This window comes from Streptomyces syringium (genome assembly GCF_017876625.1).
Classification (GTDB): Bacteria; Actinomycetota; Actinomycetes; order Streptomycetales; family Streptomycetaceae; genus Streptomyces; species Streptomyces syringius.
In genome coordinates this window covers 4,776,827-4,801,739 of the sequence record NZ_JAGIOH010000001.1, presented here as the reverse complement: position 1 = coordinate 4,801,739, position 24,913 = coordinate 4,776,827, and the positions used below count along the sequence as shown (strand labels likewise).

23 protein-coding genes are annotated in these 24,913 nt (G+C 71.0%); 17 read left to right on the top strand and 6 right to left on the bottom strand.

Going from position 1 to position 24,913, the window contains the following annotated elements:
• Nucleotides 1–76 precede the first annotated feature (76 nt).
• The 5 genes from JO379_RS21460 (at nt 77) to JO379_RS21440 (ending at nt 5,069) form a co-directional block, all read left to right on the top strand.
• Nucleotides 77–1,537, top strand: coding sequence for a peptidoglycan D,D-transpeptidase FtsI family protein (locus JO379_RS21460; protein WP_130879585.1), 1,461 nt, complete (start codon nt 77–79; stop codon nt 1,535–1,537).
• A 175-nt stretch (nt 1,538–1,712) separates the two neighbouring features.
• Nucleotides 1,713–2,093: a hypothetical protein gene (locus JO379_RS21455; RefSeq protein WP_130879584.1), complete on the top strand. Its 381-nt coding sequence runs from the start codon at nt 1,713–1,715 to the stop codon at nt 2,091–2,093.
• 164 nt (nt 2,094–2,257) lie between these two features.
• Nucleotides 2,258–2,866: a carbonic anhydrase gene (locus JO379_RS21450; RefSeq protein ID WP_130879583.1), complete on the top strand. Its 609-nt coding sequence runs from the start codon at nt 2,258–2,260 to the stop codon at nt 2,864–2,866.
• Nucleotides 2,867–2,932: 66 nt separating this feature from the next.
• Complete coding sequence (locus tag JO379_RS21445) at nt 2,933–4,420, top strand: SulP family inorganic anion transporter (protein ID WP_130879582.1); 1,488 nt, start codon at nt 2,933–2,935, stop codon at nt 4,418–4,420.
• A 37-nt stretch (nt 4,421–4,457) separates the two neighbouring features.
• Nucleotides 4,458–5,069, top strand: coding sequence for a Maf family protein (locus JO379_RS21440; RefSeq protein WP_130879581.1), 612 nt, complete (start codon nt 4,458–4,460; stop codon nt 5,067–5,069).
• A gap of 46 nt (nt 5,070–5,115) precedes the next feature.
• Here the strand turns inward: JO379_RS21440 and JO379_RS21435 are convergent, their stop codons facing one another.
• Complete coding sequence (locus JO379_RS21435; protein ID WP_130879580.1) at nt 5,116–5,406, bottom strand: hypothetical protein; 291 nt, start codon at nt 5,404–5,406, stop codon at nt 5,116–5,118.
• 207 nt (nt 5,407–5,613) lie between these two features.
• Here JO379_RS21435 and JO379_RS21430 point away from each other — a divergent pair, with 207 nt between their 5' ends.
• The 3 genes from JO379_RS21430 to JO379_RS21420 all read left to right on the top strand — a co-directional run bounded on the left by JO379_RS21430 (nt 5,614) and on the right by JO379_RS21420 (nt 9,559).
• Nucleotides 5,614–6,399, top strand: coding sequence for an IclR family transcriptional regulator (locus JO379_RS21430; protein WP_130879579.1), 786 nt, complete (start codon nt 5,614–5,616; stop codon nt 6,397–6,399).
• 285 nt (nt 6,400–6,684) lie between these two features.
• Nucleotides 6,685–8,439: an acetyl/propionyl/methylcrotonyl-CoA carboxylase subunit alpha gene (locus JO379_RS21425; RefSeq protein WP_209516445.1), complete on the top strand. Its 1,755-nt coding sequence runs from the start codon at nt 6,685–6,687 to the stop codon at nt 8,437–8,439.
• Between the two features lie 517 nt (nt 8,440–8,956).
• Nucleotides 8,957–9,559 (top strand): TetR/AcrR family transcriptional regulator, encoded by a 603-nt coding sequence (locus JO379_RS21420; RefSeq protein WP_130879577.1) that lies wholly within the window; start codon nt 8,957–8,959, stop codon nt 9,557–9,559.
• Nucleotides 9,560–9,561: 2 nt separating this feature from the next.
• On the opposite strand, the gene JO379_RS21415 is transcribed toward JO379_RS21420, so the two are convergent.
• Both JO379_RS21415 and JO379_RS21410 read right to left on the bottom strand, forming a co-directional pair.
• Complete coding sequence (locus tag JO379_RS21415) at nt 9,562–10,611, bottom strand: DeoR/GlpR family DNA-binding transcription regulator (protein WP_130879576.1); 1,050 nt, start codon at nt 10,609–10,611, stop codon at nt 9,562–9,564.
• A gap of 133 nt (nt 10,612–10,744) precedes the next feature.
• Nucleotides 10,745–12,193 carry an NAD(P)H-quinone dehydrogenase gene (locus tag JO379_RS21410; RefSeq protein ID WP_130879575.1) on the bottom strand — a complete coding sequence of 483 codons (1,449 nt, stop codon included), beginning with the start codon at nt 12,191–12,193 and terminating at the stop codon, nt 10,745–10,747.
• A 198-nt stretch (nt 12,194–12,391) separates the two neighbouring features.
• Between JO379_RS21410 and JO379_RS21405 the strand changes: the two genes are divergently transcribed.
• The 3 genes from JO379_RS21405 to JO379_RS21395 all read left to right on the top strand — a co-directional run bounded on the left by JO379_RS21405 (nt 12,392) and on the right by JO379_RS21395 (nt 15,872).
• Nucleotides 12,392–12,829 carry a gamma-glutamylcyclotransferase family protein gene (locus JO379_RS21405; protein WP_130879574.1) on the top strand — a complete coding sequence of 146 codons (438 nt, stop codon included), beginning with the start codon at nt 12,392–12,394 and terminating at the stop codon, nt 12,827–12,829.
• Nucleotides 12,830–12,955: 126 nt separating this feature from the next.
• A complete protein-coding gene (locus JO379_RS21400) occupies nt 12,956–13,777 on the top strand; it encodes a purine-nucleoside phosphorylase (RefSeq protein WP_130879573.1) in 822 nt (273 codons plus the stop codon).
• 427 nt (nt 13,778–14,204) lie between these two features.
• Complete coding sequence (locus JO379_RS21395) at nt 14,205–15,872, top strand: phospho-sugar mutase (protein ID WP_307842094.1); 1,668 nt, start codon at nt 14,205–14,207, stop codon at nt 15,870–15,872.
• 104 nt (nt 15,873–15,976) lie between these two features.
• Here JO379_RS21395 and JO379_RS21390 read toward each other — a convergent pair whose 3' ends face one another.
• Complete coding sequence (locus tag JO379_RS21390; protein WP_209516439.1) at nt 15,977–16,636, bottom strand: PH domain-containing protein; 660 nt, start codon at nt 16,634–16,636, stop codon at nt 15,977–15,979.
• A 103-nt stretch (nt 16,637–16,739) separates the two neighbouring features.
• Between JO379_RS21390 and deoC the strand changes: the two genes are divergently transcribed.
• The 3 genes from deoC to JO379_RS21375 are packed head-to-tail and all read left to right on the top strand — an operon-like array spanning nt 16,740 to nt 20,042.
• Complete coding sequence (gene deoC, locus JO379_RS21385) at nt 16,740–17,732, top strand: deoxyribose-phosphate aldolase (RefSeq protein ID WP_207303992.1); 993 nt, start codon at nt 16,740–16,742, stop codon at nt 17,730–17,732.
• The gene (locus JO379_RS21380; RefSeq protein WP_165451609.1) at nt 17,729–19,165 is read left to right on the top strand and encodes an aldehyde dehydrogenase family protein; all 1,437 of its coding nucleotides are present in this window, start codon (nt 17,729–17,731) and stop codon (nt 19,163–19,165) included. Before deoC ends, JO379_RS21380 begins: the two co-directional genes overlap by 4 nt.
• Entirely contained in the window at nt 19,158–20,042 is an 885-nt protein-coding gene (locus JO379_RS21375; protein ID WP_130879569.1) for an aldehyde dehydrogenase family protein, read from the top strand. Before JO379_RS21380 ends, JO379_RS21375 begins: the two co-directional genes overlap by 8 nt.
• Before the next feature lie 97 nt (nt 20,043–20,139).
• On the opposite strand, the gene JO379_RS21370 is transcribed toward JO379_RS21375, so the two are convergent.
• A complete protein-coding gene (locus tag JO379_RS21370; RefSeq protein WP_209516437.1) occupies nt 20,140–20,577 on the bottom strand; it encodes a hypothetical protein in 438 nt (145 codons plus the stop codon).
• Nucleotides 20,578–20,670: 93 nt separating this feature from the next.
• On the opposite strand from JO379_RS21370, the gene JO379_RS21365 reads away from it, so the two are divergent.
• Nucleotides 20,671–21,351, top strand: coding sequence for a uridine kinase family protein (locus JO379_RS21365; protein ID WP_209518791.1), 681 nt, complete (start codon nt 20,671–20,673; stop codon nt 21,349–21,351).
• Nucleotides 21,352–21,632: 281 nt separating this feature from the next.
• Here the strand turns inward: JO379_RS21365 and JO379_RS21360 are convergent, their stop codons facing one another.
• Nucleotides 21,633–22,391, bottom strand: coding sequence for a SigE family RNA polymerase sigma factor (locus tag JO379_RS21360; protein ID WP_130879566.1), 759 nt, complete (start codon nt 22,389–22,391; stop codon nt 21,633–21,635).
• A 217-nt stretch (nt 22,392–22,608) separates the two neighbouring features.
• Between JO379_RS21360 and afsQ1 the strand changes: the two genes are divergently transcribed.
• Together afsQ1 and JO379_RS21350 are read left to right on the top strand one after the other, a co-directional pair.
• The gene (afsQ1, locus tag JO379_RS21355; RefSeq protein ID WP_207303965.1) at nt 22,609–23,286 is read left to right on the top strand and encodes a response regulator; all 678 of its coding nucleotides are present in this window, start codon (nt 22,609–22,611) and stop codon (nt 23,284–23,286) included.
• A gap of 100 nt (nt 23,287–23,386) precedes the next feature.
• Nucleotides 23,387–24,913: an ATP-binding protein gene (locus tag JO379_RS21350; RefSeq protein ID WP_130880270.1), complete on the top strand. Its 1,527-nt coding sequence runs from the start codon at nt 23,387–23,389 to the stop codon at nt 24,911–24,913.

Sequence of the window (24,913 nt, the reverse complement as noted above, 5' to 3'; positions counted from 1 at the left end):
TTCCACCTGCAACCAAAACCTCCCCTATTCGCATCACTACCAGTGATATGCCGCGAACCGGGGAGTGCGTCGAACCATGAACAGGCCCGTACGCCACATAGCGATATTCGTCGGGGTGCTGGTGTTCGCCCTGCTCGCCCAGGCCACCTGGGTGCAGTTCGCACGCAACGGCGAGCTCTCGAACCACGAGAAGAACCACCGGGTGACCATCGCCCGGTTCGCCCAGCCGCGCGGCAGCATCATCGTCGGCGGCCAGCCCATCACCGGCTCCATCGCGACCGACGGCGACCTGAAGTACAAGCGCACGTTCAAGGACGGCGCGATGTACGCTCCCGTCACCGGCTTCTCCTCGCAGGGCTACGGCAACACGTTCCTGGAGGGTGTCAACGACAAGCTGCTCAGCGGCAAGGACGACCGGCTCTTCTTCCAGCACACCAGTGACATGCTCACGGGCAAGAAGTCCCGCGGCGGCGATGTGGTGACGACCATAGACCCCAAGGCGCAGAAGGCCGCCTACGAGGGCCTCGGCAAGTACAAGGGCGCGGTCGTCGCCCTCGACCCGCGCACCGGCAAGATCCTCGCCCTGGCCTCCACCCCGTCCTACGACCCGTCGCTCATCGCCGGGCAGTCCGCCAAGGACAAGGCCGAGTGGAAGAAGCTCCAGGACGACAAGGACAAGCCGATGAACAACCGGGCGCTGCGCGAGCGGTTCCCCCCGGGCTCGACGTTCAAGATCCTCACCGCGGCGGCGGCGCTGGAGCACGGGCTGGTCTCGGACATCGACGCCAAGGGCGACGCCCCGGCCCCGTACCAGCTGCCCGACAGCACCACGAAGATCGGCAACGACATCAAGACCGCGCCCTGCGACAAGGCCTCGCTCAAGACCGGTCTGCAGTGGTCGTGCAACAACGTCTTCCTCGACCTCGCGGCCAAGCTGGGCAAGGACAAGATGCGGGAGACGGCGGAGAAGTTCGGCTTCAACTCCGAGGTCTTCACCCCGGTGCGGGCCAGCGAGAGCCTCTACCCCAAGAAGCTCGACCGGCCGCAGACCGCGCTGACCGGCATGGGCCAGGGCAGCCTGGACAGCACGCCGCTGCAGATCGCGATGATGACCGCCGGCCTCGCCAACGACGGCAAGGTGATGAAGCCCTACATGGTCGAGGAGCTGCGCGGCCCCGATCTGTCCGTCCTGGAGAAGCACGAGCCCGAGGTCCTGAACCAGGCCGTCTCCGCCGGGACCGCCAAGAAGGTCCAGGCGATGATGGAGAACACCGCCGAGAACGGCACCGGCAAGAAGGCGCTCATCGACGGCGTCACGGTCGGCGCGAAGACCGGCACCGCGCAGCACGGCGTGAACAACGAGAAGCTGCCGTACGCCTGGTTCGTCTCCTACGCCAAGCAGGGCGACGGTTCGCCGGTCGCCGTCGCCGTGTTCATCGACCCCGAGGGCTCGGGCATCGACCGCGAGGAAATCTCCGGTGGCGGGCTCGCGGGTCCCATCGCGAAGAAGGTCATGGAGTCGGTCCTCGAGAAGTAACCGACGCTGCCACAAAGGCCGTTCATCGCCCCGTCATCTACCCACCAAACACCCACCGACGGAAAATCGTACGATCTGCGGACTTAACTGAGAGGTAATCACTCCGCCCCTGCAACGACACCTCGTGTGGCTAGAATCGATCTCCACAGTCACTCGAACGAGGGAGCGGGATGTGATGCGCCACCGGTCCGCCGGCTTCGTCGGCACGCTCCTCACCCTCGTCCTGGCGCTGTTACTGCTCGCCCAGACGGCACCCTGCGGGGAAACCGCGATGGTGCCGTCGTCGGCCTCGTACACGGCCCAGGCCGCCGAGACCGACCGCCTCCACACCGACGAACGCGGCGACGACGACCAGGTCCGTCGCGGCCGGATCCCCAGTGGCACCGGCACCATGTCGCAGCTCAAGCAGCGGCCCACCCCCACCGCGCCCACCGGGAACTCACCGGACGCCGCGCGCGTTGGAACGGGTGCGGGGCAGCCCGATTGGCGGATGCCCGCGTCAGCTCGCGGATCCAGCCATCAACTCTCCACCGTGTTCCAGGTGTTCCGGCACTGAGCGTGCCCGGGTACTGAGCACGGCGGCTTCGCCGACTTCTCGGCCGCACCGATCTCTTCGGTGCTTCTCACCCATATCCGCCACAAGTCCATACGAGACGTACCGACGACGCAACGTCTTCGATGTCCGACCGACAACGACGACCTCCAGGAGGTCAGCCGTTCATGCAGTCCCTCATCGACCACGCCCGCGCCTTTTCGACCCGCGCGCCTCAATCCACCGGGGAACTCAGCAGCCTTGAGCTGGGCCAGTCCCCCGAAGCACTGTTCATCACCTGTTCCGATTCCCGTGTCGTGCCGACACTCATCACCGGGACCCGACCCGGAGATCTGTTCGAACTTCGTACAGCGGGCAACATAGTCCCCGAATACAACAGCGAACACCCCTCCGGCGAAATGGCCACCATCGAGTACGCCGTTTCGGTCCTCGGCGTCCGCGACATCATCGTCTGCGGGCACTCCCACTGCGGCGCCGTCGGCGCGCTGGTGCGCGACGAGGACCTGACCCAGCTGCCCGCCGTCCGCGGCTGGCTGGAACGCGGGGCATCGGACGAGCTGAAGGAACCGGGCACCGGCACCGACGGCCCCGACGTGGCCGAGCCCGTGCAGCGGCACGCGCTCGCCCAGCTCGACCGGCTGCGCGCCTACCCCTGCGTGACCGAGCGGCTCGCCAAGGGCGAACTCGGGCTGCACGCCTGGTACTACGAGGTCCACACCGGGGCCGTCCTCGCCCACCAGTCCGCTGGCGACGAAGCCGAGTTCCTGCCCCTGTGAACCGCCGGCGGTGATCCGCGGCATCGGATCACCGCAGCTCGCCTTCCCCACCTACGTGAGGAATCCATGCATTCCAGATTCCGTCCCGCAGACCTGCGGCGGGACTTCACCGCTTCACTCGTCGTCTTCCTCGTGGCCGTCCCGCTGTGCGTCGGGGTCGCCGTCGCCTCCGGGGTGCCCGCCGAACTCGGCTTGGTCACCGGCATCGTCGGCGGTCTCGTCGTCGGCCTGCTGCCCGGTAGCTCCCTCCAGGTCAGCGGCCCTGCCGCCGGACTGACCGTGCTCGTCTACGAGGCCGTCCAGACCCATGGCCTGGGCACCCTCGGAGTGATCGTCCTGGCCTCCGGTGCCATCCAACTCGTCCTCGGCTTCCTGGGGTTCGGGCGCTGGTTCCGTGCCATCTCCGTCGCCGTCGTCCAGGGAATGCTGGCCGGCATCGGGCTCGTCCTGATCCTCGGCCAGTCCTACGCGATGGCCGGCCTCAAGGCTCCCAGCAGCGGACTGGACAAGATCGCCGGGATCCCCGGGCTCGTCGGCGACATCGCCGCCGACCGGAATGCCCTGTCCGCGTTCGCCCTGGGCGCCGGGACCATCGCCGTCCTGGTGCTCTGGAAGAAGCTGCCCGCGCGGATCTCGGGCATCGTGCCCGCCCCGCTGGTGGCGGTGGCACTCGCCACGGCCGCCACGGCGCTGTTCTCCCTGAAGGTCGCCAAGGTCGAGGTGAAGGGACTGCTGGAAGCCATCCAGCCGCCCGGCGTCGACGCCTTCTCCGACCTGGGCAATGTGGCCCTGCTCGGCACGGTCCTGGCGTTCACCCTCATCGCCTCCGCCGAAAGCCTGTTCAGCGCCGCGGCGGTGGACCGGATGCACGACGGACCGCGCACCGACTACGACAAGGAGCTGATGGCCCAGGGCGCGGGCAACGCCGTCTGCGGGCTGCTCGGCGCACTGCCGATGACCGCGGTCATCGTGCGCAGCGCGGCCAACGTCCAGGCGGGCGCCCGTACCAAGGCCTCGCGCGTCCTGCACGGCGTGTGGCTGCTGCTGTTCGCGGCACTGCTCCCGGCGGCGCTCGGTGTGATCCCCATCGCGGCCCTCGCGGGTGTGCTGGTGCACGCGGGCTGCAAGCTCGTCCCGGTCCGTGAGCTGGTTCCGCTGTGGCGGGAGCACCGCGGCGAGGCCGTGGTGCTGGCGGTCACCGCCATCGCCATCGTCACGACGAACATGTTCGAGGGCGTCCTGATCGGTCTGCTGCTCGCGGTCGCCAAGACGGCGTGGACGATCTCGCACATCCAGATGAACGTCAAGGACGACGACGAGACCGGCCCCATCCACGTCCGGCTCACCGGCAACGCCACGTTCCTGCGGCTGCCGCACATGCTCGACACCCTCGAAGCGCTGCCGAAGGACCGGCCGATCGAACTCGACCTGTCCGGGCTGCGGCACCTCGACCACGCGTGCCTGACCGCCCTCACGAACTGGGCGGACCGGCACAACGAGGAGGGCACGGACCCGGTCCGGATGAGCGGGAAGGTGGCCTCGGCCGTCGGCTGAGCCACCCGGCGGCGGCGGACCTCTTAGGCTGGCCCGTATGAACGACAGCCCCGAGCGCCGCCGCCTCGTCCTCGCCTCCCAGTCCCCCGCCCGACTCGGCCTGCTGCGCCAGGCCGGGCTCGCGCCCGAGGTGATCGTCAGCGGTGTGGACGAGGACGCGATCACCGCGGCGACCCCCGCCGAGCTGGCGCGGGTGCTCGCCGAGGCGAAGGCCGCGGCCGTGGCCGCGCGGGCGGAGGCGGCCGGGGCGCTCGTCATCGGCTGCGACTCGGTGCTGGAGCTGGACGGCGAGGCCCTCGGCAAGCCCCGCGACGCCGAGGACGCCACCGCCCGCTGGAAGTCGATGCGTGGCCGGTCCGGAGTACTCCGGACCGGCCACTGCGTCATCGACACGGCCACCGGCCGCCAGGTCTCCGCCACCGCCTCGACGACGGTCCGCTTCGGCGAGCCGAGCGATGCCGAGATCGCCGCGTACGTGGCCTCCGGCGAGCCCCTTCACGTGGCGGGCGCGTTCACCCTCGACGGCCGGTCCGCGCCCTTCCTCGAGGGCATCGACGGCGACCACGGCAATGTCATCGGCCTGTCGCTCCCCCTGCTCCGCAAGCAGCTCGCCGAGCTGGGCGTCGTGATCACCGACCTGTGGGCGTGACGGCCCGCCGCGAAGCAGCGACCCGCCCCGAAGAAGCGGCCCGGCCCTAGAGCGGCAGGATGCCGAAGATCGGGGTCAGGGCCCCGGTGACCTGGTTGAGCTGGCCCAGCTCGTTCAGCTTCTCGAGCTGCTGGAGCTTGCCCAGCTCATCGGTGGCGCCCGGGTAGATGCTGGTCTGCGGGTTGCCGTCCTTCGCCATGCCCGGCGGCGGGGTCACGACATCGCCCGCCGTCGCGTTCGGCGGGGGCACGGGGGTGGGCACGGCGGACGCGGAGGCGGCGGTCATCGTGAGAGCGGCGCCTGCCAGAACGGCGGCGGCTGCAATGCGCTTGATCATGACTTCACCAACGATGTCGTGTCATCCCGGTCACCGACGCTTCGGCCACTCGGGCGCTCCTTCCCGGAAACCCCCATGCCGCTCCGCGGAGCTGGTAGAGAGAGCGGACCGGGCAGCTCCGGGGCCGGCCGTGCCAAGCTGGTGGGTCCGCCCGCCGAAGAAGTCCTGTACTCACCCAGCATCCGATCCCCGAGGAGCCGTTCCGTCATGCCGCAGTCCGTCGACCGCGCTCTGGACGTGCTGGACGCCGTCGCCGCGTCCGACGGGCCGGTGCCCGCCAAGGTGCTCGCCCGGCAGCTGGGCTGCGGTCTATCGACGGTCTACGACCTGCTCGGCACCCTCACCGCGCGCGGCCATCTGGTCCGCGGCTCCGGCGGCTACACCCTCGGCTATCGCGTCCCCTCCCTGCACAGCGCCTTCCAGCGGCAGATGCGGATGGACGAGCGGGTGCACGAGCTGCTCGCCCGGGTGCGGCGGGCGGCCGGGGCGGACACGTACTTCAGCACCTACCGCGACGGCGACATCGCCGTCCTCGCCGGAGCGGCCGCCTCCCACCCGGCCACCGGGGGCTTCTCCGTCGGCCGCGACACCGACGGACACGCCACCGCCCACGGCAAGGTCCTGCTCGCCGCCCTCCCCCGGGCCGCCCGGCTGCGCTATCTCTCGGACTCCGGGATGCGGGCCATCACCCCCCGCACGATCACCTCGCCGGAACGGCTGGATCTGGAGCTCCGACAGGTGCGCCGGAGTGGCGTCGCAGTGGAGGTGGAGGAATGCGCACCCGGCGTGGCCTGCATCGCGGTGCCCGTGCCGGGCGCGGGCGGCGGCCCGGCGCAGGCTGTCTCGGCGGCGCTGCCACTGGCTGATTTCCATCGGCGCAGACACCAGGTGACCGAGGTGATGCGCCATGTCGCGGCAGAAGCCGGAAAGTTGGCCGACTCGGGGACGCTACTGGTGGGTAAACCGACCGTCGAGAGGCCCGGAACCGCCTGAGGCCCACCACAACGCCCCGGGCGAGAGCGCAAACTTTGTGTCACCCGTTCGTAGGGACTCCACAAAGAATCGGCACCGCCACTCCCAGGCGCTCATCGAGACCTTGACCACATCGTCACGCGCGCAGCACTCCAGGAAACGCGGCGTACCGTGGGGGATCTGGGAACTTCAGTCCATAGGGCGCTTCCGTTTAACGCTCCGTGTGGGCAAGGTCACCCTGGAAGTCGGGTCGGCACAGAGTGTTGCCAGTACCTAAACTCACCTTGTTTCAAGGAGGGAGCCATCGTGCGCAAGGTGCTCATCGCCAACCGTGGCGAAATCGCTGTCCGCGTTGCTCGTGCGTGCCGGGATGCCGGGATCGCGAGCGTGGCGGTCTATGCCGACCCGGACCGTGACGCGTTGCATGTCCGCGCGGCCGACGAGGCCTACGCGCTGGGCGGTGACACCCCGGCGACGAGCTACCTCGACGTGGCCAAGGTGCTTGCCGCGGCAGCCGAATCGGGCGCGGACGCCATCCACCCCGGATACGGATTTCTGTCCGAGAACGCCGAATTCGCGCAGGCCGTCCTCGACGCCGGCCTGACCTGGATCGGCCCGCCCCCGCAGGCCATCCGCGACCTCGGTGACAAGGTGGCGGCCCGTCATATCGCGCAGCGGGCGGGTGCCCCGCTCGTCGCCGGCACCGCCGACCCGGTCTCCGGGGCGGACGAGGTCGTCGCGTTCGCCGAGGAACACGGCATGCCGATCGCCATCAAGGCCGCCTTCGGTGGTGGCGGTCGCGGTCTGAAGGTCGCCCGCACCCTCGAAGAGGTACCGGAGTTGTACGACTCCGCCGTCCGCGAGGCCGTCGCCGCCTTCGGTCGCGGCGAGTGCTTCGTGGAGCGCTACCTGGACCGGCCGCGCCACGTCGAGACGCAGTGCCTGGCCGACAAGCACGGCAACGTCGTGGTGGTCTCCACCCGCGACTGCTCGCTCCAGCGCCGCCACCAGAAGCTCGTGGAAGAGGCCCCGGCCCCCTTCCTCACCCCGGAGCAGAACGCGGAGCTCTACCGCGCCTCCAAGGCCATCCTGCGCGAGGCCCGCTACGAGGGCGCGGGCACGTGCGAGTTCCTCGTGGGCCAGGACGGCACGATCTCCTTCCTGGAGGTCAACACCCGCCTCCAGGTCGAGCACCCGGTCACCGAAGAGGTCACCGGCATCGACCTGGTCCGCGAGATGTTCCGCATCGCCGACGGCGAGGAGCTCGGCTACGACGACCCGCCGATGCGCGGTCACTCGTTCGAGTTCCGCATCAACGGCGAGGACCCGGGCCGGAACTTCCTTCCCGCCCCCGGCACGGTGACCCGCTTCGACCCGCCCTCGGGTCCGGGCGTGCGCCTGGACGCCGGCGTCGAGAGCGGCGCGGTCATCGGCCCGGCGTGGGACTCCCTCCTCGCCAAGCTCATCGTCACGGGCGCCACGCGTGAGCAGGCGCTCCAGCGCGCGGCACGGGCCCTGGGCGAGTTCACCGTCGAGGGCATGGCCACGGCGATCCCCTTCCACCAGGCGGTCGTCACCGACCCGGCGTTCACCGCGGACCCGTTCACGGTCCACACCCGCTGGATCGAGACCGAGTTCGAGAACACCATCCCCGCCTTCACCGGCGCGGCGGCGGACGAGGACGAGGAGGCCCCGGGCCGCGAGACCGTGGTCGTCGAGGTCGGCGGCAAGCGCCTGGAGGTCTCGCTGCCCTCCTCGCTCGGCATGACCATCGCCCGCACCGCCGCCGCGGGCGGCGCGAAGCCGAAGCGCCGCGCGGCCAAGAAGGCCGGCTCGGCGGCCTCCGGTGACGCGCTCGCGTCGCCGATGCAGGGCACCATCGTGAAGGTCGCGGTCGAAGAGGGCCAGGAAGTGGCCGCGGGCGATCTGATCGTGGTCCTGGAGGCCATGAAGATGGAGCAGCCGCTGAACGCGCACCGCGCGGGCACGGTCAAGGGCATCACCGCGGAGGTCGGCGCCTCGGTCTCCTCCGGTGCGGTCATCTGCGAGATCAAGGACTGACCCCGGCCTCACCGCCGTGACCGCGGGCCCCGACCGGATCCTCCGGCCGGGGCCCGCGTCTTTGGCTGCGCGTCTTTGGCTGCGCGTCTTTGGCTGCGCCTAGCGGCACCTTTCAAGCGAGCCGCACCTCCAGCCCGTCCGGCAGCCGGGGGTTCAAGCCCGTCCGGCGATTGAGGACACCACGGGCCGCAGGCCGCATGGGGCCACGCCCGCCGAACCCGTCCGTGCCACACCGGCCGCACCTTCCAGCCCGTCCGGCGATTGAGGACACCACCCGGCCGCACGTTTCAGCCCGTCCGGTGGTCGAGGGTTTCAGCCCGTCCGGCGATTGAGGACAACCACCGAGCCGCAGGCTCACGCCGACCGCCGGCCGCGCTGCGTGCGCTCACGACCGCCGACCGTCGGTCACCGTAGTAGCCCACCCACCCGCCGGGAGGGCAACTGGCATCCTTGGACCCGCGAGGACCAGGACCGTACGCGGCCATGTGAGCGCACCGAAGCGGGAGGACGACGCAAAATGGCGACCGATACGGCGCAGACGTCACCACGACCCATGCGCGCGGACGCGCGGCGCAACTACGAGCGGCTGCTCGTGGAGGCCCGCACCGCCTTCACCCGGCACGGCACGGACGCCTCCCTCGAAGACATCGCCCGGCGGGCCGGCGTCGGCATCGGGACGCTCTACCGGCACTTCCCCAACCGCACGGCCCTGATGAGCGCGGTCTTCCAGGGTGAGGTCGACTCCCTCCTCACCCGCTCGCGGGAGCTGCTGGCGGCGCCCGAGCCGTGCCGGGCGCTCGTGGACTGGCTGCGGGCCATCGTGGCGCACGCCAGCACCTACCGGGGGCTGTCGCGGGCCCTGATGGCCGCGCAGAGCGATGAGGCGTCCGCCCTGTCGCGGTGCAGCCTGCCGATGCGGGAGGCGGGCAGCACGCTGCTCGCCCGCGCTCAGCGGGCCGGGACGGTCCGGTCGGATGTGGACATCGTCGATCTGATGCAGCTGACGAACGCCATTTCCCTGGCGGTCGAACAGTCTCCGGACGATCCGGAGTTGGCCGACCGCCTGCTGATGTTGACGCTCACCGGTCTCAAGGCGTCCTCGGACCCCGGGCGGGACTGAGGTCAGCGCCGCCGGGGTGCCAGGTCCGCCACCCGGGCCGTGGGCTGGTCGCCCATGCCGGACGCGCTGCGGAGCTGGGGCGCGCCCGGCGGGCCGCCCTGGCCCCGCCCGGGGTCCTGGCCGGGCCCCAGCGGCATACTGCGGCGCTGCCCCGGCAGGGGCGGCACGTCGCGCACCTCACGGCGACGGGAGCCCTGGGCCTCACCACCGGCCACCCCGCCCGGTCCCGAGCCCGACCCCGCGCCGGGCCCGGCGACCGAGATGTGCACGCCCTGGTCGGCGAGCGCCTGGAGCTCCGTCGCGGCCCGGTCGTCGTGACCGGGCGGCTCGTCGGTCACGAGTCTGGTGATGACGTCCGTGGGCACCGTCTGGAACATCGTGTCGGTGCCCAGCTTCGTGTGGTCCGCGAGCACCACGACCTCCGCGGCGGCCTGCACCAGCGCCCGGTCCACGCTCGCGGAGAGCATGTTGGACGTGGAGAGCCCGCGCTCGGCGGTCAGTCCGCTCCCCGACAGGAACGCCCGGGTCACCCGCAGGCCCTGCAGGGACTGCTCGGCCCCGCTGCCCACCAGGGCGTAGTTGGACCCGCGCAGGGTGCCACCGGTCATGACGACCTCGACCCGGTTGGCGTGCGCGAGCGCCTGCGCGACGAGCAGGGAATTGGTGACCACGGTCAGACCCGGCACCCGCGCGAGCCGGCGGGCCAGCTCCTGCGTGGTCGTACCGGCGCCGACGACGACGGCCTCGCCCTCGTCGACGAAGCTCGCCGCGAGATCGGCGATGGCCGTCTTCTCGGCGGTCGCTAGATGGGATTTCTGCGGGAAGCCGGACTCCCTGGTGAAACCGCCCGGCAGTACCGCACCGCCGTGCCGGCGGTCGAGCAGTCCTTCTGCCTCCAATGCCCGCACGTCGCGCCGCACGGTCACTTCGGAGGTCTGGACGACGCGGGCGAGCTCCCGGAGCGAAACCGCTCCGTTGGCGCGCACCATTTCGAGGATCAATTGACGACGTTCTGCAGCGAACACGAAACCGACAGTAACGCCAACGCGCATCCGTTTTCAGCAGGTTGCAGCAATTAACGGAAGTTGTCCGCTACGCAACCCGCCAAGTGATATAGGGGAACCGGAAGAAGAGGCCCCGGCTCCCCTTGTCCGGGGGCGGGACCTCTCGTGCCGGCCCTCGCGACTAGCCCTCCCGCTGCGCCTTGCGGGTGTGCAGCTGACGGGCCACCTCGGCGATCGAACCGGACAGCGACGGGTACACCGTGAACGCGTTCGCGATCTGCTCCACGGTCAGGTTGTTGTCGACCGCGATCGAAATGGGGTGAATCAGCTCGCTGGCCCGGGGCGAGACCACGACGCCGCCGACCACGATGCCCGTGCCGGGGCGGCAGAACATCTTGACGAAACCGTCCCGGATGCCCTGCATCTTCGCCCGCGGATTGCGCAGCAGCGGCAGCTTCACCACGCGGGCGTCAATGCGGCCGGCGTCGACATCGGCCTGCGTATAGCCGACCGTGGCAATCTCCGGATCCGTAAATACGTTCGCGGATACAGCCTTGAGATTCAGCGGCGCGACCGCGTCGCCCAGGAAGTGGTACATGGCGATCCGGCCCTGCATGGCGGCGACCGACGCCAGTGCGAAGACCCCCGTGCAGTCGCCGGCCGCGTAGACGCCGGGCGCGCTCGTACGGGAGACCTTGTCGGTCCAGACGTGCCCCGAGTCCTTGAGCCGGACGCCGGACTCCTCCAGCCCGATGCCCGCCGTATTGGGAATCGAGCCGACCGCCATCAGGCAGTGCGTACCGGTGATGACCCGGCCGTCCGCCAGCGTCACCTCGACCCGGTCGCCCACCCGTTTGGCGGACTGGGCCCGGGAGCGCGACATCACGTTCATGCCGCGGCGGCGGAAGACGTCCTCCAGCACGGCGGCCGCGTCCGGGTCCTCACCCGGCAGCACCCGGTCGCGCGAGGACACCAGGGTGACCTTCGAGCCGAGCGCCTGGTACGCGCCGGCGAACTCGGCACCGGTGACGCCGGAGCCGACCACGATCAGCTCTTCGGGGAGCTCCTCCAGGTCGTACACCTGGGTCCAGTTCAGGATCCGCTCGCCGTCCGGCAGCGCGTCCGGGATCTCCCGGGGGTGCGCGCCCGTGGCGATCAGCACCGCGTCCGCGACGAGCGTCTCCTCCGAGCCGTCCGCGGCCCGTACGACGACCTTGCGCGAACCGTCCGGGGCCTGGTTCGGCTCCAGGCGGCCGCGGCCGCGCATGACCCGGCCCCCGGCCCGCGTCACCGAGGCGGTGATGTCGTGCGACTGGGCCAGCGCCAGACGCTTCACACGCCGGTTCACCTTGCCCAGGTCCACGCCCACCACGCGCGCCGCCTGCTCCAGATGCGGCGTGTCGTCGGCGACGATGATCCCCAGCTCCTCGTACGAGGAGTCGAAGGTCGTCATCACCTCAGCCGTCGCGATAAGAGTCTTCGAGGGCACGCAGTCGGTGAGCACCGACGCCCCGCCCAGACCGTCGCAGTCGACGACGGTCACCTCCGCGCCGAGCTGCGCGGCGACGAGCGCCGCCTCATAGCCGCCGGGTCCGCCACCGATGATCACGATCCGAGTCACGTATTCCATTGTCCCGCACCCATCAAAGCGAATCCTTCCGGGGCCCGTATACGCGATTTCGCACGTAATACGCCGTGATCCAGGCGATCCCGTCCGGGGGCGGCATCCGAGGATCCGTACGAGGTTCGGCTGCAGGTTCCGCGCGAACCCTCCTTCGAGACTGCCACCCCAAATGCCGTCCCGCCTCACTCCCGTACCCTCAGAACCATGTCGCTCTACGCCGCGTACGCCGGCAACCTCGACGCGCGGCTGATGTCCCGCCGCGCACCGCACTCGCCGCTGCGCGGCACGGGCTGGCTCGCCGACTGGCGGCTGACCTTCGGCGGTGAGCAGATGGGCTGGGAAGGGGCGCTCGCGACGGTCGTCGAAGCACCGCGCTCCCAGGTCTTCGTCGCCCTCTACGACATCGCCCCGATGGACGAGGACTCGATGGACCGTTGGGAGGGTGTCGGCCTCGACATCTACCGGCGGATGCGGGTCCGGGTCCACACCCTGGACGGCGAGGAACCGGCGTGGATCTACGTCCTGAACGGTTACGAGGGGGGCCTGCCCTCCGCGCGCTATCTCGGCGAGATCGCCGACGCCGCGGAGTCGGCGGGCGCCCCTCACGACTATGTGATGGAACTACGCAAACGACCCTGCTGACCAGGCAGGGCCGAACGGTGGGAAACGATGAGAAATCGGTCTCGTCTAAAACCACAAGGCAACAATCAGAACACCGTCACCAGAGACATCTACGCGCGTAGGCCATTAGCGGTTACCCTCGTCCGCGTGAACGCATCAGTTACTCCGGACATCCAGGCCGACCCGTACACCGCGGCCGACGCCGCCGCCGCCCGCCTGCGCGAGCTCACGGGCGCCGAGACCCACGACGTCGCGCTGGTCATGGGCTCCGGCTGGCTCCCCGCCACCGAGGCGCTCGGCACCCCCGAGGCCGAGTTCCCCGTCACCGAGCTGCCCGGCTTCCCGCCGCCGGCCGTGGCCGGGCACGCGGGCACCATCCGCTCGTACAAGGTCAACGACAAGCGCGTCCTGGTCTTCCTCGGCCGCACGCACTACTACGAGGGCCGTGGCGTCGCCGCCGTCGCCCACGGTGTCCGCACGGCCGTCGCCGCGGGCGCCAAGACCATCGTCCTGACCAACGGCTGCGGTGGCCTCCGCGAGGGCATGCGCCCCGGCCAGCCGGTGCTGATCAGCGACCACATCAACCTCACGGCGACCTCGCCGATCGTCGGCGCGAACTTCGTCGACCTCACCGACCTCTACTCGCCGCGGCTGCGCGCGCTGTGCAAGGAGGTGGACGCGACCCTCGAGGAAGGCGTCTACGTCCAGCTCCCCGGCCCGCACTACGAGACCCCGGCCGAGATCAAGATGGTCCGCACCATCGGTGGCGACCTGGTCGGCATGTCCACCACGCTCGAGGCCATCGCGGCCCGCGAGGCGGGCGCCGAGATCCTCGGCATCTCCCTGGTCACGAACCTGGCCGCGGGCATGACGGGCGAGCCGCTCAACCACGAAGAGGTCCTCCAGGCGGGCCGCGATTCCGCTGCGCGTATGGGGACGCTGCTGGCGAGCGTTCTGGACCGTCTCTGACATTTCGCGTTCCCGCCTTCGGCGGGAGTGGGGGTTCGGGCCGTCGGCCCACAGCGCGGGCCCGGCCATTGGTCGGGCCCGTCCCGCTCCGGTGGGTCGCGGGGCTGCTTCGCTTTACGCCCCGCACCCCGCCTGCGCGTGCCCTTCCAGCCGCCCCTACAGCCCCACAGGTCAGAGCCGGGCACCGGCACCGGGCGGATCTACGGGAGGGGACGGGGTGGGGTGGGCCCGGCAAGGGGCGTAAGGCGTGATTTGCGGGCCCAATCTCAGGGCACCGATGCAACACCGGGTGACGGGCCCGTAAATCATGCAGCCCCGTAGGGCCCGCCCACCCCGGCACCGACCCACCCACCCACCGGGCACGCGCCCCCGGCACCGGCCGCCGCACCCCCAGTTCGTACCCCCTGACCACTCCGGAGGAGAACCCGTGGAGCGAGACCTCATCACGCTGGCCAAGTCGTGGCTGGCCGAGGACCCCGACCCCGACACCCGCGACGAGCTGGCCAAGCTCATCGACGCCGAGGACCTGACCGAGCTGACCGCCCGTTTCGGCGGCACCCTGCAGTTCGGCACCGCCGGTCTCCGCGGTGAGCTCGGCGCCGGGCCGATGCGCATGAACCGCGCCGTCGTCATCCGCGCGGCCGCCGGTCTCGCCGCGTACCTCAAGAAGCAGGGGCACGCGAACGGCGTGGTCGTCATCGGCTACGACGCCCGCCACAAGAGCGCCGACTTCGCCCGCGACACGGCCGCCGTCATGGTCGGCGCGGGCCTGCGCGCCGCGCTGCTGCCGCGTCCGCTGCCCACCCCCGTGCTCGCCTTCGCGATCCGCCACCTCGGCGCGGTCGCCGGCGTCGAGGTGACCGCCAGCCACAACCCGCCGCGCGACAACGGCTACAAGGTCTACCTCGGCGACGGCTCCCAGATCGTGCCGCCCGCCGACGGGGAGATCGCCGCCGAGATCGCCGCGATCGCGAACCTCGACGACGTGCCCCGCCCGAGCGCCGGCTGGGAGACCCTGGGCGACTCCGTGGTGGAGGCCTACCTGGAGCGCACCGACGCCGTCCTGACCCCCGGCTCCCCGCGTGACGTCCGCGTCGTCTACACGCCCATGCACGGCGTCGGCCACGACACCCTGACCGCCGCCTTCGCGCGCGCCGGGTTCCCCGCGCCGACCGTGGTCGCCGAGCAGGCCGAGCCGGACCCCGACTTCCCCACCGTCGCCTTCCCCAACCCGGAGGAGCCGGGCGCGATGGACCTGGCGTTCGCCACCGCCCGCGAGGCGGCGCCGGACATCGTCATCGCCAACGACCCGGACGCGGACCGCTGCGCCGTCGCCGTCCCCGACCGGGACAGCGTCGTCGGCTGGCGCATGCTGCGCGGCGACGAGGTGGGCGCGCTGCTGGCCACGCACCTGGTGCGCAAGGAGGCGACCGGGACGTTCGCCACGACGATCGTCTCGTCCTCGCTGCTCTCCCGGATCGCGGCCGCCGCGCCGGGTGCCGCGTACGAGGAGACGCTCACCGGCTTCAAGTGGCTGGCCCGCGTGGACGGCCTGCGCTACGCCTACGAGGAGGCGCTGGGCTACTGCGTCGACCCCGAGGGCGTCCGCGACAAGGACGGCATCACCGCCGCCCTGCTGATCGCCGAGCTGGCCGCCGGGCTCAAGGCCGCCGGGCGCACACTCACCGACCTCCTGGACGACCTCGCGGTCGAGCACGGTCTGCACGCCACGGACCAGCTGTCGGTGCGCGTCGAGGACCTGTCGCTCATCGCGAACGCCATGCGGCGGCTGCGCGAGCAGCCCCCGACGACCCTCGCCGGGCTCCGGGTCTCCTCGGCGGAGGACCTGTCCGAGGGCACGGAGTCGCTGCCGCCGACCGACGGCCTGCGGTACCACCTGGCGGGTGACGCCTCGGGCGCCGTCTCCGCGGCGCGCGTCATCGTCCGCCCGAGCGGCACCGAGCCCAAGATCAAGTGCTATCTGGAGGTCGTCGTCCCGGTGACCGACGCGAGCGCCCTCACCGCCGCCCGCACCCAGGCCGAAACGGTCCTCGCCGCCATCAAGGCCGACCTGTCCAAGGCCGCCGGTATCTGACGGAACAGGGGTGTTGCGGGACGCAGAGCGAAGCAGTCCCGCAACACCCCTGTGTCCCTAGGCCACAGTCCCCCTAGGCCGCAGTTCCCCTACGCCACAGCTCCCTACGCCACAGCGAAAAGCACCACGAGCAGCACCAGCCCCACCACGGACGGCACGATCAGCTCGAAGGCCCACCGCACCTCCGGCTCCCCCTGCGCCCCCGGACGCGAAGCGTTCCGCTCCGCGAGTTCGCGCAGGTCGTCGATCGCCTGGTCCGCGGGTGCCCGGGTGAAACCGGAGGACGAGGCCGCGACCGAGGCCGACACCGTGCCCGTGACGTCCTCCGAAGCCGCCCGTGCCTGCCGCCGCGCAGCGGACTTGCGCTGGCGGAGCGAGACGGGGATCGCCCACAGCTGGTACTTGGCGCCGCCCGCCAGGACCTCGCTGGAGTAGCCGGCGCGGACGCCGGCCACGCTGGCCCAGGGCAGCGTGATCGTGCGGAAGGGATTGCGCACCCGGAGAGCGTCCTCGCCCGCCCACACCGCGGGGCGCAGGGTGAAGGCGATGACCAGCGGCACTCCGCACAGCAGCGCGGCCAGGGTGAGCCACGGGGTGCGGCCCGCGCCACGTACGATCGCGTCGCCGCCCAGCCAGGCGCCGATCAGAAGCAGCAGCACGCCGCCGCCGATGCCTGCGGCGGAGCGGTAGCACCGCTCGGCGTACCCCTTGTCCGGTGTGTTCTCAGGGGGCCGTGGTGCGGATGAGTCGTCCGGGCTCGTCATGCCGCCGATTGTGCACCACGCTCACAGGGGGCAGTGTGGTGCAGGGGACGCCACCCTGGGGGGTGACACGCGCTACGCGCGTAGATATGCTCATCCGGTGACCATGCCCACTGTTCCCTCAAACGGCAACGAAGCCGCCGAGCGACTGGCGTCGATGGCGGACGTGACCGCCTCCGACGGTGCGCTGCGCCGCTTCCTGCACGGCCTGCCGGGTGTCGACACGGTCGGGCTCGAGGCCCGCGCCGCCATGCTCGGCACCCGCTCGATCAAGACGACGGCGAAGGCTTACGCCATCGACCTGGCGATCTCCATGATCGACCTGACGACGCTCGAGGGCGCGGACACCCCGGGCAAGGTCCGGGCGCTGTGCGCCAAGGGCGTCAACCCCGATCCGATCGACCGCACCACGCCCAAGGTCGCGGCGATCTGCGTCTATCCCGACATGGCGGCCACCGCCGCCGAGGCCCTCAAGGGCTCCGGCGTCAAGGTCGCCTCCGTGGCCACCGCCTTCCCGGCCGGCCGTGCCGCGCTGCCGGTGAAGCTGGCCGACACCCGGGACGCCGTCGCCGCGGGCGCGGACGAGATCGACATGGTGATCGACCGGGGCGCGTTCCTCTCGGGGCACTACCTCTCGGTGTTCGAGGAGATCAAGGCCGTCAAGGACGCCTGCCGCCGGGAGGACGGCAGCGCCGCCCGGCTGAAGGTCATCTTCGAGACCGGCGAGCTGTCGACGTACGACAACATCCGCCGCGCCTCCTGGCTCGGGATGCTGGCCGGCGCCGACTTCATCAAGACGTCGACCGGCAAGGTCGCGGTGAACGCCACTCCGGCGAACACCCTGCTGATGCTGGAGGCGGTCCGCGACTTCCGCGCCACCACGGGCGTCCAGGTGGGCGTGAAGCCGGCCGGCGGCATCCGCACCACGAAGGACGCGCTGAAGTTCCTGGTCCTCGTCAACGAGACCGTCGGTGAGGAGTGGCTGACCAACACCTGGTTCCGCTTCGGCGCCTCCAGCCTCCTCAACGACCTGCTGATGCAGCGCCAGAAGCTGAGCACCGGGCGCTACTCCGGTCCCGACTACGTGACGGTGGACTGATCATGGCCTTTGAATACGCACCCGCGCCGGAGTCGCGCGCGGTCGTCGACATCGCCCCGTCCTACGGGCTGTTCATCGACGGCGAGTTCCGCGACGCCTCGGACGGCAAGGTCTTCAAGACCCTCTCCCCCTCCTCCGAGGAGGTCCTCTCCGAGGTCGCGCAGGGCTCGGCCGAGGACGTGGACGCGGCGGTCAAGGCCGCCCGCAAGGCGTTCGAGAAGTGGTCGGCGCTGCCGGGCGCCGAGCGCGCCAAGTACCTCTTCCGGATCGCCCGGATCATCCAGGAGCGCTCGCGCGAGCTGGCCGTCCTGGAGACCCTGGACAACGGCAAGCCGATCCGCGAGACGCGCGACGCCGACCTGCCGCTGGTCGCCGCGCACTTCTTCTACTACGCGGGCTGGGCCGACAAGCTCGACCACGCCGGCTACGGCCCGAACCCGAAGGCGCTGGGCGTCGCGGGCCAGGTCATCCCGTGGAACTTCCCGCTGCTGATGCTGGCCTGGAAGATCGCCCCGGCGCTCGCCACGGGCAACACGGTCGTCCTCAAGCCGGCCGAGACCACCCCGCTGTCGGCGCTGTTCTTCGCGGACATCTGCCGCCAGGCCGGTCTTCCCAAGGGCGTCGTCAACATCGTCACCGGTGACGGCTCCACGGGTGCCGCGCTGGTCGAGCACCCGGGCGTCGACAAGGTCGCCTTCACCGGCTCCACCGCCGTCGGCAAGGCCATCGCGCGCAGCGTCGCCGGTACGGACAAGAAGCTGACCCTGGAGCTGGGCGGCAAGGGCGCGAACATCGTCTTCGACGACGCGCCCATCGACCAGGCCGTCGAGGGCATCGTCAACGGCATCTTCTTCAACCAGGGCCAGGTCTGCTGCGCGGGCTCGCGGCTGCTGGTCCAGGAGTCGATCCAGGACGAGCTGCTGGACGCGCTCAAGCGCCGGCTGTCCACGCTGCGCCTCGGCGACCCGCTGGACAAGAACACCGACATCGGTGCGATCAACTCCGCCGAGCAGCTGGCCCGGATCAAGGCCCTCGCCGACAGCGGCGAGGCCGAGGGCGCCGAGCGCTGGGCCCCGGCCTGCGAGCTGCCCTCCGCGGGCTACTGGTTCGCCCCGACGCTCTTCCTGAACGTCACCCAGGCGCACCGCATCGCCCGCGAGGAGATCTTCGGCCCGGTCCTGTCGGTGCTGACCTTCCGCACCCCGGCCGAGGCCGTCGCGAAGGCCAACAACTCGCAGTACGGGCTGTCGGCGGGCATCTGGACCGAGAAGGGTTCGCGGATCCTGTCGGTGGCGAACAGCCTGCGCGCGGGCGTCGTCTGGGCCAATACGTTCAACAAGTTCGACCCGACCTCGCCCTTCGGCGGCTACAAGGAGTCGGGCTTCGGCCGCGAGGGCGGCCGTCACGGTCTGGAGGCGTACCTCGATGTCTGAGCGCTTGAGCGTTTTCAAGACCTACAAGCTGTTCGTCGGGGGCAAGTTCCCCCGGTCCGAGAGCGGACGGGTGTACGAGGTGACGGACCCCAAGGGCAAGTGGCTCGCCAACGCCCCGCTGTCGTCCCGCAAGGACGCGCGTGACGCGGTCGTCGCGGCGCGCAAGGCGTTCGGCGGCTGGGCGGGCGCGACCGCGTACAACCGCGGCCAGATCCTCTACCGCGTCGCCGAGATGCTGGAGGGCCGCCGCGACCAGTTCGTCGCGGAGGTCGCCGACGCCGAGGGGCTCTCGAAGTCCAAGGCGGCGGCCCAGGTGGACGCGGCGATCGACCGCTGGGTCTGGTACGCGGGCTGGACCGACAAGATCGCGCAGATCGTCGGTGGCGCGAACCCGGTCGCTGGTCCGTACTTCAACCTCTCGACGCCGGAGCCGACCGGTGTGGTGGCCGTCCTGGCCCCGCAGGAGTCCTCCTTCCTCGGCCTGGTGTCGGTGATCGCCCCGGCGATCGCGGTCGGCAACACGGTCGTGGTCGTCGCCTCCGAGAAGGCCCCGCTCCCGGCGCTGTCGCTGGGTGAGGTGCTCGCCACCTCCGACGTGCCCGGCGGTGTGGTCAACATCCTGTCCGGCAGGACCGCGGAGATCGCCCCGTCCCTCGCCGCGCACCAGGACGTCAACGCGATCGACCTGGCCGGTGCCGACGCGGAGCTGTCGAAGGCGCTCCAGATCGCCGCGGCCGACAACCTCAAGCGCGTTCTCCGTCCACAGGCTGTGGACTGGTCCGCCGACCCCGGCACCGACCGGATGACGGCGTTCCTGGAGACCAAGACGGTCTGGCACCCGACCGGTTCGCTCGGCGCGGGCGGCTCGGCCTACTAGCCGACGGCACCAGGACATACGACGGCGGCGGCTCCCCGGACCGGGAGCCGCCGCCGTCGCGCACGCGCGGCCATTTCTGACGGCCGTCGGCCGGCCGTCAGCCGGGCAGGAATTGCGCCGCGTAGCTCAGCAGCGGCAGTTGCTCCAGGGCGCCGCCCTGGGAGAGCGGCGCGGTGACGATCGCAGTGCTCACGGGCTGGAAGTCGGCGACCTGGGTGCCGACCGCGTTGTTCGTCGGGTCGCTGCCCGTGCCGGCGAGCGGGTTGAGCCGCAGCACCTTCAGCGGGCCGAGAGCGCCCGCGGAGGAGTGGTACAGCGACTGGCCGAGGGCCGTCCCGGCCGACTCCGCCGAGATCTCGCCGAGCGAGACGCCGACCGGCTGGGCCTTGTCCTTGGCCGGTGCGGCGCTCGCGATCGCCGCACCGCCCGCGACGATCGCAGCTCCCGCCGATACGGACACCCCGACGCGCACGAGGCCGCGCGGGAGCCCCGGACGGGGAGACTTGGAGCGTGCGTGTCGTGCGTGCGAGGCCATGGCCACCTGCCGGGTCGGAGATGTCGGAGGACGACAACGCAACGTAGTGGAATGGTGACGTTCCGCGCACGCTGCGACCCGGGGGGCTCCCCCATGTGGCCCAATGCCTCACACTGGTGTCCCGTGACTCCCCACCTGACTCCCGCGCGCGTCATCCTGCTGACCGGACCCTCTGGTTCCGGAAAGTCGTCCCTCGCGGCCCGCACCGGGCTGCCCGTGCTCAACCTCGACGACTTCTACAAGGAAGGCGACGACCCGACCCTGCCGCCGCTCGCGGACGGGTCCGGCGCCGACTGGGACTCGCCGCTGTCGTGGGACGCGGAGGCGGCCGTCGCCGCGATCGACGCGCTGTGCCGCACGGCCCGTACGCCGGTGCCGCTGTACGACATCTCCACCAGCTCGCGGACCGGGCAGAGCACGCTGGATATCGGGCGCACCTCGCTGTTCATCGCGGAGGGCATCTTCGCCGCGGACATCATCGAGCGCTGCCGGGAGCTGGGCGTCCTCGCCGACGCGCTGTGCCTGCGGGGCAGCCCCTCGACGACCTTCCGCCGCCGGCTGGTGCGCGATCTGCGGGAGGCCCGTAAGCCCGTCCTGTACCTGGTGCGCCGCGGCCTGCGGCTGATGCGCGCCGAGCGCGGCATCGTGGCCCGGCAGACGGCACTCGGCGCGCACGCCTGCGACAAGGACGCGGCCATGGGCCGGATAGCCGCCGCGGCCGCCGGCCGCCGGGAGACATGCGCGCCCGAGGCGGACCCGGTACGGGTGGCCTAGGCGGCCTGCGCGGGCCCGCTGACGCGGGACGACGAAACGGCGAGAGCGGGCAGGACAGACCCCCCGGCTGTCCGCCCGCTCTCTCCCCCGTGGTTCCCCCGTTGGTCCCCGGCCCCCGGCTGCGAGCCGTCGTTGCCGCCTGCGGCGGCGAGCGCCCTGCGGGCGCGTCCTCAAGCGCCGGACGGGCTTGATTCGGCTGAGCTCAACCACAACCAGCCCGTCCGGCGATTGAGGACACCGCCGCGCAGCGGTGGTGCGTCCCCATGAACCGCCGGCCAGGCCTAGGCCACCAGCTCGCCGAAGGACTCGACGGCGCCACGGCCCGAGCCGATGACCTCGTCCTCGCGCAGCCGGCGCAGCGAGCGCCAGATGCTGCTCTTGACCGTGCCGACGCTGATGTCCAGGATGTCGGCGATCTCCGGGTCGGTGCGGCCTTCGTAGTAGCGCAGCACCAGCATCGTGCGCTGGAGTTCGGGCAGCCGGGCCAGCGCCTGCCAGAGCACGGCGCGCAGTTCGGTGCCGCGCATCGCGTCCTGGTCGCCCACCGTCTCCGGCAGCTCCTCCGTCGGGTACTCGTTGAGCTTGCGCCGACGCCAGGCGCTGATGTGCAGATTGGTCATGGTGCGGCGCAGATAGCCGCCCACCGCCGCCTTGTCGGCGATCCGGTCCCAGGCCCGGTAGGTGGAGAACAGCGCGCTCTGGAGCAGGTCCTCCGCCTCGAAGCGGTCACCGGTCAGGTGGTAAGCGGTCGCGTACAGGGAGGCCCGGCGCTCCTGGACGTAGGCGGTGAACTCCGCCTCCGACCGGGACTCAGCCTTGCGTTCCCCCGAACCCCCGGGCTTTTCCCCCGTGCCCCGGGCGGCCTCCCCGTACACGCTCGCGTCGATGGCCGCCAGGTACATGGCCTGTGACCGTCCACGTCCGGTGCCGCGGGCGCACCCCCGTCCGCCCACGGCACCGGACTTCTCCGAACCCCGCCCGGCGTCGTGCAGGCGCGTGCGAATGACTGCGCTGGTCGTAGTGCTGTGCAGTGTGTTCATCTCGCGCCCCCCGTCGGTGGAGCCAGCTCGGTCCGATTGCGTCCGAGCCCTGGTACCGCTCGGTGAAACCAAAGCCTGCCGGGCCAGTTTCATCGCGCTGTCCCCCGACTGTCACAGCCCTGCAACAGGGCACGGAGCACTCCGGACACCCTTCGGCCGCACTCCGGACGACGCCGTCTGTCGAACTGAGGGCCACTCTTAGGCCAGAATGACCACCGTGCCTTTCCTGTTGCTGATCGAGGACGACGACGCCATCCGCACGGCCCTCGAGTTCTCCCTGTCCCGCCAAGGTCACCGAGTGGTGACCGCGGCGACCGGCGAGGACGGCCTGAAGCTGCTGCGCGAGCAGCGGCCGGATCTGATCGTGCTGGACGTCATGCTGCCCGGGATCGACGGTTTCGAGGTCTGCCGCCGGATCCGGCGCACCGACCAGCTGCCGATCATTCTGCTGACCGCGCGCAACGACGACATCGACGTCGTGGTCGGCCTGGAGTCCGGGGCGGACGACTACGTGGTCAAGCCCGTGCAGGGCCGGGTGCTCGACGCCCGGATCCGCGCGGTGCTGCGCCGCGGCGAGCGGGAGTCCAACGACTCGGCGTCGTTCGGCTCGCTGGTCATCGACCGCTCCGCGATGACCGTCACCAAGAACGGCGAAGATCTGCAACTCACCCCGACCGAACTGCGGCTGCTGCTGGAGCTCAGCCGGCGGCCGGGGCAGGCGCTGTCCCGGCAGCAGCTGCTGCGGCTGGTCTGGGAGCACGACTACCTCGGCGACTCGCGGCTGGTGGACGCCTGTGTGCAGCGGCTGCGCGCCAAGGTCGAGGACGTTCCGTCCTCCCCCACCCTGATCCGTACGGTCCGCGGGGTCGGCTACCGCCTGGACACCCCGCAGTGATCATTTCGGACCGCCACAACAGCACAGAGAGCGCACCGTGAATCAAGAGCCCGGTCGGGTACGGGGCTGGGCGGCGGCGAAGCGGGTCGTGCAGCTCAGCATGCGATGGGTGAGCCTCCGGCTGCGGCTGATGCTCGTCTTCGCGCTGGTCGCGCTGGCCGCGGCGGTGTCCGCGTCCGCCATCGCGTACTGGCTCAACCGCGACGCGGTCCTCACCCGCACCCAGAACGCCGCCCTCGACGACTTCCGCAAATCCCTCCAGGACAACACGGGTTCGCTGCCGCTGACCCCGACCTGCCCCGAGCTGCAGGAGGCCGCGGACCGGATGGCCGCCACCTCGCAGAAGTACGAGGTGCTGCTGATCGACAAGGTCACCGGCGGCGGCAGTTGCGCGGCGCCCTCGGACCGGGACCTGTTCACGCTCGAGGTCGTGCCCGAGTCGCTGCGCAAGGCCGTGAACCGCGAGCGGCCGGTCACCGACTCGAACCGCTACCCGTACCACCTGTACTGGCAGCGGATCACGCTCGACGGCAAGCCCTATCTCGTCGGCGGCGCCAAGGTGATCGGCGGCGGGCCGACCGGCTATCTGCTGAAGTCCCTGGACAACGAGCGGGCGGACCTCAATTCCCTCGCCTGGTCCCTGGGCATCGCCACCGGCCTGGCCCTGATCGGCTCGGCCCTGCTCGCCCAGGCCGCCGCCTCGACGGTGCTGCGGCCCGTGCAGCGGCTCGGTGACGCGGCGCGGCGGCTCGGCGAGGGCAAGCTCGACACCCGGCTCCAGGTGTCGGGCACGGACGAGCTGGCGGATCTGTCGCGGACGTTCAACAGGGCGGCGGAGTCGCTGGAGAAGCGCGTCGAGGAGCTGAGCGCCCGGGAGGCCGCGAGCCGGCGCTTCGTCGCCGACATGTCGCACGAGCTGCGGACCCCGCTCACGGCGATCACCGCGGTGACGGAGGTGCTGGAGGACGAGGCGGAGAACCTCGACCCGATGATCGCTCCGGCGGTGCAGCTCGTGGTGAGCGAGACCAGGCGGCTGAACGATCTGGTGGAGAATCTGATGGAGGTCACCCGCTTCGACGCGGGCACCGCCCGGCTGGTGCTGGACGACGTGGACGTCGCCGACCAGGTCACCGCCTGCATCGACGCCCGTGCCTGGCTGGACGCGGTCGAGCTGGACGCCGAGCGCGGCATCATGGCGCTGCTCGACCCGCGCCGCCTCGACGTGATCCTCGCCAACCTCATCGGCAACGCCCTCAAGCACGGCGGCTCGCCCGTACGAGTGGCCGTGCGGACCGCGGACGACTCCCTGGTGATCGAGGTGCGCGACCACGGCCCCGGCATCCCCGAGGACGTCCTGCCGCACGTCTTCGACCGCTTCTACAAGGCGAGCGCCTCCCGCCCCCGCTCCGAGGGCAGCGGTCTGGGGCTGTCGATCGCCCTGGAGAACGCCCATATCCACGGCGGCGAGATCACCGCCGCCAACTCGCCCGACGGCGGTGCGGTCTTCACCCTCACCCTCCCCCGGGGCACGGCCACGGAGAGTGAGCCGGACGACGGGGACGGGAGCGGGGCGGACGGCGACGGGGACGGCTCGTCGCCGGGTACGGCTGAGGGGAACGCACGATGA

What these genes read in the sequence shown, in the direction of transcription:
- JO379_RS21450 (WP_130879583.1), top strand. Translation starts at nt 2,258, where the DNA reads ATGCAGTCCCTCATCGACCACGCCCGCGCCTTTTCGACCCGCGCGCCT.
- JO379_RS21460 (WP_130879585.1), top strand. Translation starts at nt 77, where the DNA reads ATGAACAGGCCCGTACGCCACATAGCGATATTCGTCGGGGTGCTGGTG.
- deoC (WP_207303992.1), top strand. Translation starts at nt 16,740, where the DNA reads ATGCCCACTGTTCCCTCAAACGGCAACGAAGCCGCCGAGCGACTGGCG.
- JO379_RS21430 (WP_130879579.1), top strand. Translation starts at nt 5,614, where the DNA reads ATGCCGCAGTCCGTCGACCGCGCTCTGGACGTGCTGGACGCCGTCGCC.
- JO379_RS21350 (WP_130880270.1), top strand. Translation starts at nt 23,387, where the DNA reads ATGCGATGGGTGAGCCTCCGGCTGCGGCTGATGCTCGTCTTCGCGCTG.
- JO379_RS21390 (WP_209516439.1), bottom strand. Translation starts at nt 16,636, where the DNA reads ATGACGAGCCCGGACGACTCATCCGCACCACGGCCCCCTGAGAACACA.
- JO379_RS21415 (WP_130879576.1), bottom strand. Translation starts at nt 10,611, where the DNA reads ATGCGCGTTGGCGTTACTGTCGGTTTCGTGTTCGCTGCAGAACGTCGT.
- JO379_RS21455 (WP_130879584.1), top strand. Translation starts at nt 1,713, where the DNA reads ATGCGCCACCGGTCCGCCGGCTTCGTCGGCACGCTCCTCACCCTCGTC.
- JO379_RS21370 (WP_209516437.1), bottom strand. Translation starts at nt 20,577, where the DNA reads ATGGCCTCGCACGCACGACACGCACGCTCCAAGTCTCCCCGTCCGGGG.
- JO379_RS21405 (WP_130879574.1), top strand. Translation starts at nt 12,392, where the DNA reads ATGTCGCTCTACGCCGCGTACGCCGGCAACCTCGACGCGCGGCTGATG.
- JO379_RS21420 (WP_130879577.1), top strand. Translation starts at nt 8,957, where the DNA reads ATGGCGACCGATACGGCGCAGACGTCACCACGACCCATGCGCGCGGAC.
- JO379_RS21435 (WP_130879580.1), bottom strand. Translation starts at nt 5,406, where the DNA reads ATGATCAAGCGCATTGCAGCCGCCGCCGTTCTGGCAGGCGCCGCTCTC.
- JO379_RS21440 (WP_130879581.1), top strand. Translation starts at nt 4,458, where the DNA reads ATGAACGACAGCCCCGAGCGCCGCCGCCTCGTCCTCGCCTCCCAGTCC.
- JO379_RS21410 (WP_130879575.1), bottom strand. Translation starts at nt 12,193, where the DNA reads ATGGAATACGTGACTCGGATCGTGATCATCGGTGGCGGACCCGGCGGC.
- JO379_RS21365 (WP_209518791.1), top strand. Translation starts at nt 20,671, where the DNA reads ATGTGGCCCAATGCCTCACACTGGTGTCCCGTGACTCCCCACCTGACT.
- JO379_RS21375 (WP_130879569.1), top strand. Translation starts at nt 19,158, where the DNA reads ATGTCTGAGCGCTTGAGCGTTTTCAAGACCTACAAGCTGTTCGTCGGG.
- JO379_RS21360 (WP_130879566.1), bottom strand. Translation starts at nt 22,391, where the DNA reads ATGAACACACTGCACAGCACTACGACCAGCGCAGTCATTCGCACGCGC.
- JO379_RS21445 (WP_130879582.1), top strand. Translation starts at nt 2,933, where the DNA reads ATGCATTCCAGATTCCGTCCCGCAGACCTGCGGCGGGACTTCACCGCT.